We start from the raw sequence: 10,960 nt of genomic DNA on the forward strand, positions 1-10,960 counted from the left end.
CGCGTCGGCTGAGGAGCCACCACAGGGCGCAGGTGAGCGCGATGACGACCGAGTACAAGCCAGCGTCCGTCGCCCAGTTGATTGCCGTGTACATGTCACCCCTCTCTTTGAGGGGAACATTACCGGCGTTGTTCGGCAACGTTCACCGATTTGCGGGGTGTTCCACACCAGATGGACACATGGTGAGAAAATAACGGACTTTCTCCCATATATCGTTAGTCACAATCGTGGGTTCGCGACGCATTCAGGGGAGATAATGCCACGCATGTTGATGCTTCCAGGACGCTGACAGTTTCGGACTATTGGTCACCTGGGCAGGTTGCCAGCTGGGTCGCCATTGCGTCCTGCTCAGCCTGGGTGACGCTGAGTCCGTACGCGTTTTTAACGGCGATCTGCCGCTTAACGTAGTCGCAGCGGAAGTTGACGTTGGGCGGTAGCCACTGGTCGGCAGAGGATGCCGACTTGTCTTCGTTCGCCGCCCCGTCGACCGCCAGAAGGTTCTGCGGATCGTTGGCGAACTCCTGCCGACGTTGGGCGTCCCACTGCCATGCCCCCGAGCGCCACGCGTCGGCGAGAGCGACGACGTGATCGATCTGAACCAGGGACGAGGTCTTGTTACCCCTCTGGAACTGGATCGTAGCGCCCGTGTAAGGCTCAGCGAGCGTGCCAGAAAGCACCACGCAATCGTGGGTTCCAGGCTTGAATGTGGGGCGCGCGAGGTCTCGGGCAAGAATGTCGTTGCGCGTGTCGCAACCATTGTGGTCAATGTCCGCCCATCGTTGCCCGAAAGCCGCGCGGTCGTACTCCGGGACAGCGGATGCATCGTCCGCTGACCGGACAGTGAGTTCACGCAACTGGCGGGCTGCCTCACTGTCGGGAAGGGCCGACAACGCCTGCCCACTGTGCACCGGCGGCCACCCCAGGCGCGAACGCAAGCCCAGTAGGTCCCAGCCGACACCGGGCGCGAACGCCCACACGAGGGCGACAATGATCACCAGGGCACCGAACGTATCTCCAATGCTCCTGCGACGGCGACGAGACATCTCTCCTCCTTTCCGCCCTGCGGCCGGGTGTGCCGAGGGGGCCTCGAATCTTCGTTCGAGACCCCCTCATGATGCGTCCACCCATGCGCATCTGCGTCCTACGCGCCGGGCACCTGTGGATAACGTTAGCCGCGTACGCGCTTGCGCATCGCCTCACGCACAAAATAGATGCACACGATGATGAGCGTGAGCGCACCCATCGAGACCAGCTGAGTGCGACCCTCGGCGCTCGTGAGCATGAGAGCGGCGATCCCCGCTAACCCTACGAGCACAACCCACGGCAGCCACGGCCAGCCGGGCATACGGATCGCCAGGTTACCGGAACGCTCCAGGGCCGGGTGTAGGCGCATGAGCGAGATGATGATGAAGGTCCACACGATGAGCAGAACCATGCCGATCGCATTGATGAGCATCGCCAGGATGGTGTCAGGCAAGTACCAGTTGCCCAGGACCGCCAAGAGCGCCAGCACGACCACGAGGCCAACCGCGTTCTTCGGGGTACGCCCGTCCTCAATGTCGCCCTCCCTCTCGGTGGCCAGGACGGCCTCGCCGCCGTCGAGTGCCGCCGTCGAGTCGCTCGACAGGCCGGTCTCGGACACGTTCGAGCCCAGCAGCCAACGCGGACCCATATCGCGCGCCGACAGCGAATACGCCATGCGCGAGGAAGCGTAAATGTTCGCGGAAAACGCGGAAACCAGCGCCATGAAGATAATGGCTTCCATGATGGCGCCCACGTCAGGGACCAGCCACGTCGGCAGGACGGTCTTGAGCGGATCAATGACCATGCGGAGGACAGCTGAGAAAGCGTCAGGACCCATGTCGGGGCCATCCCACGGCAGCAGGGCGATCAGCAGGATCACAGAGCCGACGTAGAACACGAGGATGCGAGTCACAACGGAGCGGATCGCACTCACCATAGCGGCGCGAGGATTCTCGGCCTCGGCGGCGGCGATCGTCACGATTTCAAGGCCACCGAAAGACGTGATGACCGCCAGCAGGGCGACGGCAATACCGGCCAGCCCGTTGGGTGCAAAACCGCCGTGGCCGCCGATGTTCTCGGCCACGCTCTGGTGGCCCGGCAGCGGCCCCGACACCATCGTATGGATGACCAGACCGACACCGACGAGGAGGAAGATGACGATCGCGACGACCTTGACCATGGACAGCATCGCCTCGATGAAGCCGTAGCGTCCCGCGGCCAGCAGGTTAATGCCGCCGATGATAACGACGATGGCCAGAGCGATAGCCCACTGAGGAACGCTCGGGAACCACCCGACGAAAAAGGTGGCCGCGCCAGTGACTTCCAGGCCCGACACCATGATGAGCATGACCCAGTACAGCCAGCCGATCGTAAAGCCTGCCCATCGACCGATACCGGCCTCAGCGTAGGAGGAGAAGGAACCAGTCGTCGGCAGTGACGAAGCCAGCTCAGCGAGAGCCAACATGACCGACACGACGATGACGGCGGCCACCGCGTAAGAGACGAGGACCGCGGGACCGGCCTGAGCGATCGCGGAACCCGTGCCTATAAAAAAGCCGGCACCAATCGCCAGGCCGAGGGCCATCATGGACAAATGCCAGGTCTTGAACTGCTTGCGCCCCGAGGCGCTCGCCGCCGACGTTGCGGGAGACGAGGAGGAAGGTGTTGATTTGGGATTCACACCGCCATACTAACGCCTGCTCCTACGCAGAGCTTTCAACTGTGAATATGTGAGAGTGATCGTCCATTCGCGGGTCTGCGGCAGCCTCCAGCGCCGCCAGTTAGCCAAACCTGTGAAAACGAGGCCAACGATAATGGATGCGCCCATGCCGAGGACGGGCTGCCCCATGTACCAGAAGCAGACGGTCACGAGCGAGCAGGCGAACGCCGGGGTTGCATACAGGTTATTACCGCCAAAAACGCGCGGGACGATGCCCGCCGAGATGTCGCGGACCATGCCGCCTCCGATGGCCGTCATGATGCCCAGCAGGATCGCGGGCATGATGGCGAAACCCGCGTCGAGGGTTTTGATCGCGCCAGTCGCGCTCCAACACCCCAGCACCATTCCGTCTGCGATAACGAGGAGCACCGACCAGATGTGCGAATCCATGCGGAACGCCATCGCGATGAGGGCGCCGGCGATCGCAAAGCCCAGATAGTAGGGGTCAGTGATCGCCACGGGTGCCCCCGTGCGAGTAGCTAGGAGCATATCGCGGACCATGCCACCTGCGAGGGCCGTCATGATCGCGAGGATACAGAAGCCAACGGCGTCGAAGTTGCGTTCTCGCGCAACCTTGCCTCCGAGGATGCCGTTGAGGAGCACGCCCATGAGGTCGATGGCTCGGAAGACCTCGGGCAGTGAGTTATTCAGCGCGTCGAGCAGGTGCATGGCGGTCCGAACAGTCGGGGGTTGTTCGTCCTCATGGTACCGCCTGCCCTCAGCCCGGCGCGGGATGGCAGTGTAGCGAACACGCGGCGAGTCCTGGCGGCAGGCGCATGTCCGCCATGGGTACCGAGCTGTCACGGTGACTGGCGGGCTGGCTCAGGGCCCTCAGGGCCCTCGGTGCCCCATCTTCGCGTATCTTAGGTCCGCCGGCACCAGGACGCCTGAATGCGACAATAGGCACATGACTGCCCTATTTGCTGGACTAACCACCCTGGATGTTGTGCACCGACTCGACCACACGCCCGACCCGGGCTTGAAAGTGACCTCCACGGATTTCACGATGGCGGCCGGAGGACCCGCGACGAACGCGGCAGTCACCTACGCGGCGCTGAGCGCCGNAGCGGAACCTGAGGCGGCCAGGGCGCGATCCACGGCCTCGTCGACGACGGGCACGCCGTCAGCGGGCGTGTACTCGCCGACGATTCCTGCGTGTGGGGTGGTCATGTCGACGACGGACCCGTCGGGCAGCAGGTGAAAGGCGTCGCGTGTGCGGTCGAGGAGCCCTGTTTCCTCGTCGAACGCGTCGTGAGTGATGAGGACGGGCGTGTCGAGGCCGTGCAGGGTCTTCTCGCCAGACACCATGGACATGTCAGCGAGGGTGTTTTTGTTGATGGTGAAGTGGCGGCGCACGGACTCCGAATCGTTGGGGACGGTGGTGGTGCCGTGTCGCTCCAGCTCGAGGAGTTGCACGTCGGAGAAGACGAGGTCCCAGTCGTAGGACAGGGGGCCGAGGACCGGCGAGACGAGCACGTAGGTCTGCACGGCGGACGGGCGGGCGCGCAGGGCGATGGTGGCGCCGAACTCGTGGCCGACGCAGATTTGGCGTGTGAATCCTTGGTCGGCCAGCCAGCCTGAGGCGGAGCGGAAGTCTTCGATGAGCGGGTCGAAGGTGATGATCTCGTCGCCGGACTTTCCGTGTCCGGAGTAGTCGAAGGCGAGGGTGGCGTAGCCGGCGCGGCGCAGGGCGCGACCGAGCGCGTCGAACATACCTGAGGCGTGGCGGTCCGACAGGAAGCTGTGAGAAAAGATTACCGCGGCGTCGCGGCAGTCCACGGGACGCGTGAATGTCCCGGAGATGGACACACCCCGGGGCGTCTGGATAGTTACTTGGCTCACGCATTAAACATAGCGCGTTCACGGTGTCGCGGAAAGAGGGGACCACAGTGTGCGCATCTGTAACAAGGTGACGAGGCCTGGGCTGGGTTTCCGAGAGAAATCTCCACTCCGAGTCAGGGGCGTGCGAGTGGGGGCGAGCCAGCACTAAGGTAAAGTGATGATGCGCCGGTGAGAACACCTGCGCGAGAACGCCCGGCGGACCGCGGGCGCCGCCCCACGCAGCGAGAGAAGGACAGATATGGGAACCAAGACGGGGATCCTCATCGGGATTGGCATCGGATACGTGCTGGGTGCCCGCGCGGGGCGTGAGCGCTACGAGCAGATCCGCGCTGGCGCTTCGAAGGTTCGTCGTTTCCCGATCGTGGCTCGGCCTTTGGATGCTGCGGGTCAGAAGGTGTCGGATTTCGTGCGTGCGGGCGGCGAGCAGGTGACGGATAAGGTTGCCGACGCCGTGAAGGAACGCCTTTTTGGCGCCCCCGCCTCGCCGANTGTGGGCGTGGCCCTGCTGTTCACGGGCGGCGTGGTCGGCATCTTGTCGGGCCAGTCTCCGACGCCTCGCGCGCTGCGCCAGCTTGTCGTGGGCTACGGCGCCGCGGGCGTCACCTACCTGCTGGGCTTACTGTTCGGCACGTCGGTGTCCTAGCAGGGCGGTCGCTCAGAGTTTGACAGGTTGCCTTCGGGGGGGTAACTTGACCAGATGGTTACCTGTCGCCCCGATGCAGCAAGCCAGAGTGACTCGGGTGGAGATGGCACGCCGGACTTGTCCGCTTTCGACGAGGCCGCAGCCAACGTGCGCCGTTCGGCGCTGAAAGCTCAGCGCCTCGCGGAGAAGGCCGCAACGTTCCTTGAACTCCGGGAGACGGTGCGCGGTCAGGGTGAGGATGCGTCTGGCCGCGTCAACGTGACGGTCGACGCCTCCGGTTGTCCCCTTCGGGTGCTCATTGACGGGGACGAGGCCGTGGGGCGTTTGGTCATTGACGCCTGGAGGGCGGCCCAATCGAGCGCTGGCGCCCAGGTAGCCGACGCCGCCGTTGATGCTTACGGCGAGTCAGACCCGGGCGCACAGGCATTGGTCGCGCGTTATGGGTCGGCACGGGAGCAAGACGCCGGGGAGCGCGAGAGCCGACCGATTGATCGTTTCGGGATACTGCGCAATCCTGGTATCCGCAGGGAGTGGCACTGACCATGGCGGACATCTCCCTTGACTTCGAGAAAGCGCGTGCGGCGGCACGCGAGTCACAAAGCGCCGGCGACGACGTGAAGTCGTCGGTCGCTGGCGTGGATGACGGTTGCAATGATGCAGCCCTCGGCCTGCTGGTTGGACCGCTTGTCACGGCCCCGCTGGGTCTTGTTCGCTGGTGGGTGCGCTCCATGGTGGAGGAAGCAGCTTCTGGAGCAACGAAAGATGGAGACAGGCTGATCGAAGCCCTTCAGAGCTTCGAGGAGTGCGAGGATGCCTCAGCTCGAGCAATTCGGGATGCCGCACAGGGTCGTCGTGGCACGGGGGGAAGGACGCTGATGCCGTGAGCACGGAAGAGCTAGCAGGTTCGGGCCTCCTGGAGGACTTGGATGGGCTCAATAAGTCCATGTCGTCGGGCTCATGGCTGGGAACGGGTTTATCGGGGCTGGCCGTCGTCGGGGATGTCGTGGGGTTGATGGTTGACCCGATTGGGACGCTCATTGACTGGGGTGCTTCCTTTTTGCTGGAGCATTTCGAGCCGCTCAAAGGTTGGCTTGATGATCTCGCTGGGGACGGTGATGCCGTCCAGGCTGATGGCCAGTCGTGGTTGGCGTGTGCTGCAGCGGTGGCGCAGCGCGCCGATGAGCTCGAGTCGCGCACGCAGGCGCTCGTGGGAGAATGCGAAGGACTGACCGCGAGCACCTTTCGATCGCGGTCCGCTTCAACGGTCGGCGCGCTCCGTTCGGGCGCTCAGGCGTTGGAAGCGGTCGCGACCGCGTATTCTATTCTGTCGGGAGTTGTCAGCGCGGTCCACGATCTCGTCCGTGATGTTCTCGCTGAGATCATTGGAACCTTAGCCAGTGCGATCATCGAGATCGTCGGCACGGTTGGTTTGGCGTCTGGCGGTGTCGTTGCTCAAATTCAGATCAAGGTTGGCGCAGCTGTCACGTCATTGACGGACAGCGTCACAGGTGTCGTCACTTCCGCGAAGAACCTTGTCTCTCACCTGCATGATGCTCGAGGCATCCTCGAGTCCATCACGAACCTGCTGAAGAAGGCTCCCGACACGTCGCTCGCGGCGATCATTCCGTCTGGGATGTGGGTACGACGCACGAAGAATGGCCTGGACGTCGTGGAGAGGGGTCATTTCACGAACTCCTTCGCCGACGCCGCGCATACGGCCCAGGTGCTCGATGAGCTGGAGACGATCCGACAGGTGAATCTGACGACCGCGCGTGAACTTCAGCCTTCTCTGGCCGAGCGGCTCGCGCGGTACGACCTGCCTCCTTCTGCGGGGAATGCCGACCAGATTCAACGGACCCTCGATAAACTGGATCGACAGGGCGTTGACGATTTTGAGCTCATTCAGATGCAGCAAATGTCTTTAGGCCTGACCTCGTCGCGCAATGGTGCGCGCTATGCGGCGGAGCGGATGGGGCATGCGGGGCTCGACCACGCGTGGCACGAGCAGGGCATCTATAACCTGGGGCTGGGCGGCCCCGGGACGGGTGCCGGGCATCTTGACGACTTCGCGATTCATCATTCGGGAACGGAGTTTCACATCGGCGAGTCGAAGGGAGGAGGGGCCCGGATGGGCACGTATTCCGTGGACGGGGTACGGGTACGTCAGGGTTCTGCGGCCTATATCGGCGACCGCCTGGGCACCGACACGTCGTTCCACGAACTAATGTGGCTCTTCATAATTGAGGGTGTAGGGGTGTTGGGTGGGGTTGGGCGTGTCGTGGCCGGGTAGGGGTCGAGGTCTTCCGATGATGGGGGTTCCGACACCGTCCATCCGAAAGACCTCGACATGCCCAATACTACCTTTGATCGCCCCGACCTGAGCGCGTTCACGCGCCTGGATGACCTGGGCCTGGAAGTGACGGGCCAACGCATGTGGCCAGACCATGCAGTGTTGGCGTGCCGCATTGTTGGTGAGGACCGGTGGTGTCGACGCTGCGGGTGCCAGGGCGAGGCGCGTGACACGGTGGTCAGGCGCTTGGCGCACGAGCCCTGCGGGTGGCGTCCCACGATTTTGCATGTGAGCGTGCGCCGCTACCGGTGCGAGACGTGTGCTCACGTGTGGCGCCAAGACATGAGCCAAGCGGCCGATCCGCGCGCCAAGCTCTCACGGGCGGCGGTGCGCTGGGCGCTCACTGGGCTGGNGGGCGGTCATGGACCCCTTCCACGTCGTGCACCTGGCCGGAGATGCTCTCGATGAATGCCGCAGACGCATCCAGCAAGAACTTCACCATCGGCGCGGGCGCGCCACAGATCCCCTGTACAAGGCCCGCCGTATGCTCCACACCAGATCCTGCCTACTCACCCTAGGCCAGCAGTACCAGATACTCGACCTGTTTTCCGGCGACGAGCACGTCGCCCTCGAGGTCACCTGGAGCGTCTACCAGAACATTATCGACGCCTACCGGGCGCCCGACACGAGTGCAGGTAAGGCCCTGATGCAAGCCGAAATAGACCGTCTCAGCGACGCGGACGTGCCACGCTCCCTCACAGAGATCATCACACTGGGCAGGACACTCAAACGTCGAGCCGGGGACATCCTGGCCTACTTCGACCACTCCCACACCAGCAATGGCCCCACCGAAGCCATCAACGGCCGCCTCGAACACTTACGCGGCTCTGCCCTCGGATTCCGAAACCTCACCCACTACATCACCCGCTGCCTCCTCGAAACCGGAGGATTCAGACCCCAACTACACCCTCAATTATGAAGAGCCACTAATGTCGATGAATCAGGATGTCTGGCACGACATCAAGACGGGGCGCATGACCCTGCACTCAGACGTGTCGTTCACGCGCACCGCAGATCCGGAGAAGATTCGCTTCACGACGACTCCGATCACGCTCGCGCCGCACCACATGGATAATATTGATGCGAAGATTGCCGCATGGACCGACGCAGTCGGAAAAGGGGACACCCCATGGACCAGACACGGTTGAATCCCGAGCATGTGCGTGTCACGCCCGAGGGGGTGCGCATGATGACGCTGTCGCGCCTGAGCGAGATCCTCGACGCGTGGGAGTCTCTGACGTGGCCCGCCAGCCGGGCGGACGCCGCGGCCTTCCGCGATCGTTTCGGGTGGACTCCCGACCCCAGAGAAAGCCTGCTCTTCACCTCCGACGTCGTGCCCGAACGATCATCCTCCTTCATCGTCTACACTCCCTTCGACGGCGTCGCATGCCTCAGGTTCTATCTTGCGGCGCACCTAGACCCACACAACACGTCACAATTTGACGACACCCTTTCGTTCTACCTCAACTACATCATCAAACACCTCGGCGAGAGGCTACAGAATAGAACGGGTTCACGCGAATCAGGAATCCGATTATTCACAAGCGACAACCTTTACTATCGCATTGGAGATGGAGGTGAGAAGATCACACTATCTCTGAACTCCCCTTCGGAGACGGGTAATCTGCTCGACTTCCTCGACCGCAAGGCCCGCGGCGAACTGGAAGACTGGGAACGTGAGTAACGCGCCGTTGAATCCCGAGCATGTGCGTGTCACGCCCGAGGGGGCGCGCATGATGACGCCGTCGCGCCTGAGCGAACTCCTCGACGCATGGGAGTCTCTGACGTGGCCCGCCAGCCGGGCGGACGCCGCGGCCTTCCGCGATCGTTTCGGATGGACTCCCGACCCCAGAGAAAGCCTGCTCTTCACCTCCGACGTCGTGCCTGAACGATCATCCTCCTACATCGTCTACACTCCCTTCAACGGCGTCGCATGCCTCAGGTTCTATCTCGCAGCGCACCTAGACCCACACGACAAGAAGCAATGCGAGCAAGCGTATTCTTACTATCAGGAGTACCTCGAACAACGCCTCCATAACCGACTGGCCAGCAAAAGAACATTCGACAAGTCCTGCGTTGAGCTTATCTCCCAGGATAGAATCCTCTATTTTCTCGGAGGCGCCGCAGACAAGATCACGCTATCTCTGAACTCTCCTTCGGAGACGGGTAACCTGCTCGACTTCCTCGACCGCAAAGCCCGCGGCGAACTGGAAGACTGGGAACGTGAGTAACGCGCCGTTGAATCCCGAGCATGTGCGTGTCACGCCCGAGGGGGCGCGCATGATGACGCTGTCGCGCCTAAGCGAACTCCTTGACGCGTGGGAGTCTCTGACGTGGCCCGCCAGCCGGGCGGACGCCGCGGCCTTCCGCGATCGTTTCGGGTGGACTCCCGACCCGTTAGATGGATTGTTGTTCACCTCTGATGTCGTCCCGGAGGAAACTTCTTCATCCTTCTCTGTTCTCAGGCCTGACGACATAGTTGGTCTTGACTTTATCGTCGCTAATCGTCCGGACTTCCAACCAGGCAACGATGAATATAAGCCCCTTCTCACCGAGTGTCAGCCCTACCTTACAACTATTCGACAACGCCTCGGAAAATCCCTAGCTTGGAGCAAAATAGAGCCCGACGGAATATGGCGATTTGCAACTGTAGACAGCTCCATGTATGTTCTTTCGGCCGGACGACGCAGTATCACTCTCTTCCTCAAGTCGTCCAGACTCGCAAACCTCTATTTCGACTTCAAAGATAGGGAAGCCCGCGGCGAGCTGGAAGACTGGGAACGTGAGTAACGCGCGGCGGCGTCAGCCTGCACCACTGTTGACCGGCATCGCCTGAGAACGAACACCGGGGGCTGCCCCCGAGGGCCCCTGTGGCACACTGTGGGGATGATTGATTTTCTTTCTCGCGCGCGCGGCGCGCTGGTGGGCCTGGCGGTCGGTGACGCCCTGGGCACGACGAACGAGTTCAAGGTGGCAGGCACCTTCACGCCGTCCACGGACATGGTCGGCGGAGGCGTCTTCGACCTCGAACCAGGCCAGTGGACGGACGACACGTCAATGGCGCTGTGTTTGGCGGATTCGCTGCTGGCACAGGGCCGCTACGACTCTTTTGACGTGATGGACCGATACATGCGCTGGTTCAAGGACGGGTACCGTTCGTCGACGAACGTGTGTTTCGACATCGGTGGCCAGGTGCGCGCCGCGCTGTTCGACTTCGAGCACCAACAGCGCGTCCTCCGGACCGCGCAGCGCACGACCAGCGCCGGCAACGGCGCGATCATGCGCCTGGCGCCCGTCGTCATCGCCGACTTCGAGCACCGCGAAATCCGCGAGATCGTCGCAACCGCGGGCCTGAGCGCGCGCGAAACCCACTATTCGGTCG

At 62.7% G+C, this 10,960-nt stretch carries 13 protein-coding genes and 2 pseudogenes; 11 read left to right on the forward strand and 4 right to left on the reverse strand.

Features of this window, described 5'->3' with window-relative positions; translation table 11 throughout:
• Positions 1 to 299: 299 nt before the first annotated feature.
• The 3 genes from BQ7477_RS08870 to BQ7477_RS08880 form a co-directional block, all read right to left on the reverse strand.
• Entirely contained in the window at positions 300 to 1,043 is a 744-nt protein-coding gene (locus BQ7477_RS08870; protein WP_073983635.1) for an HNH endonuclease family protein, read from the reverse strand.
• A gap of 125 nt (positions 1,044 to 1,168) precedes the next feature.
• Entirely contained in the window at positions 1,169 to 2,704 is a 1,536-nt protein-coding gene (locus BQ7477_RS08875; RefSeq protein ID WP_073983636.1) for an amino acid permease, read from the reverse strand.
• 9 nt (positions 2,705 to 2,713) lie between these two features.
• A complete protein-coding gene (locus tag BQ7477_RS08880; protein WP_073983637.1) occupies positions 2,714 to 3,412 on the reverse strand; it encodes a trimeric intracellular cation channel family protein in 699 nt (232 codons plus the stop codon).
• 238 nt (positions 3,413 to 3,650) lie between these two features.
• On the opposite strand from BQ7477_RS08880, the pseudogene BQ7477_RS12490 reads away from it, so the two are divergent.
• Positions 3,651 to 3,807 (forward strand): annotated as a pseudogene (locus BQ7477_RS12490) (PfkB family carbohydrate kinase); the annotation flags it as partial.
• On the opposite strand, the gene BQ7477_RS08890 reads toward BQ7477_RS12490, so the two are convergent.
• Positions 3,788 to 4,585: an alpha/beta fold hydrolase gene (locus BQ7477_RS08890; RefSeq protein WP_073983638.1), complete on the reverse strand. Its 798-nt coding sequence runs from the start codon at positions 4,583 to 4,585 to the stop codon at positions 3,788 to 3,790. The pseudogene BQ7477_RS12490 and the gene BQ7477_RS08890 sit on opposite strands and share 20 nt — an antisense overlap.
• A gap of 238 nt (positions 4,586 to 4,823) precedes the next feature.
• Here BQ7477_RS08890 and BQ7477_RS13080 point away from each other — a divergent pair, with 238 nt between their 5' ends.
• The 10 genes and pseudogenes from BQ7477_RS13080 to BQ7477_RS08945 form a co-directional block, all read left to right on the forward strand.
• Positions 4,824 to 5,228 (forward strand): VIT1/CCC1 transporter family protein, encoded by a 405-nt coding sequence (locus tag BQ7477_RS13080; RefSeq protein WP_073983639.1) that lies wholly within the window; start codon positions 4,824 to 4,826, stop codon positions 5,226 to 5,228.
• Positions 5,229 to 5,282: 54 nt separating this feature from the next.
• Entirely contained in the window at positions 5,283 to 5,768 is a 486-nt protein-coding gene (locus BQ7477_RS08900) for a YbaB/EbfC family nucleoid-associated protein (RefSeq protein WP_129582543.1), read from the forward strand.
• Between the two features lie 2 nt (positions 5,769 to 5,770).
• Complete coding sequence (locus BQ7477_RS08905; RefSeq protein ID WP_073983641.1) at positions 5,771 to 6,112, forward strand: hypothetical protein; 342 nt, start codon at positions 5,771 to 5,773, stop codon at positions 6,110 to 6,112.
• Positions 6,109 to 7,518 carry a hypothetical protein gene (locus BQ7477_RS08910; protein ID WP_073983642.1) on the forward strand — a complete coding sequence of 470 codons (1,410 nt, stop codon included), beginning with the start codon at positions 6,109 to 6,111 and terminating at the stop codon, positions 7,516 to 7,518. The genes BQ7477_RS08905 and BQ7477_RS08910 overlap by 4 nt, the downstream gene beginning before the upstream one ends.
• A 57-nt stretch (positions 7,519 to 7,575) precedes the next feature.
• Positions 7,576 to 8,497: pseudogene (locus tag BQ7477_RS08920) on the forward strand (transposase).
• 16 nt (positions 8,498 to 8,513) lie between these two features.
• On the forward strand, positions 8,514 to 8,726 hold the full coding sequence (locus BQ7477_RS08925) for a hypothetical protein (protein ID WP_129582544.1): 213 nt from the start codon (positions 8,514 to 8,516) through the stop codon (positions 8,724 to 8,726).
• Entirely contained in the window at positions 8,708 to 9,262 is a 555-nt protein-coding gene (locus BQ7477_RS08930) for a DUF6301 family protein (RefSeq protein ID WP_129582545.1), read from the forward strand. The genes BQ7477_RS08925 and BQ7477_RS08930 overlap by 19 nt, the downstream gene beginning before the upstream one ends.
• Positions 9,255 to 9,809 (forward strand): DUF6301 family protein, encoded by a 555-nt coding sequence (locus BQ7477_RS08935; protein WP_129582546.1) that lies wholly within the window; start codon positions 9,255 to 9,257, stop codon positions 9,807 to 9,809. Before BQ7477_RS08930 ends, BQ7477_RS08935 begins: the two co-directional genes overlap by 8 nt.
• The gene (locus tag BQ7477_RS08940; protein ID WP_073983646.1) at positions 9,802 to 10,368 is read left to right on the forward strand and encodes a DUF6301 family protein; all 567 of its coding nucleotides are present in this window, start codon (positions 9,802 to 9,804) and stop codon (positions 10,366 to 10,368) included. Before BQ7477_RS08935 ends, BQ7477_RS08940 begins: the two co-directional genes overlap by 8 nt.
• Positions 10,369 to 10,464: 96 nt before the next feature.
• Positions 10,465 to 10,960: ADP-ribosylglycohydrolase family protein (locus BQ7477_RS08945; protein WP_200783502.1), on the forward strand; the 496-nt coding region annotated here is incomplete at its 3' end.

This window comes from Actinomyces bouchesdurhonensis, from assembly GCF_900128465.1.
In the GTDB taxonomy this organism is placed as follows: Bacteria; Actinomycetota; Actinomycetes; order Actinomycetales; family Actinomycetaceae; genus Pauljensenia; species Pauljensenia bouchesdurhonensis.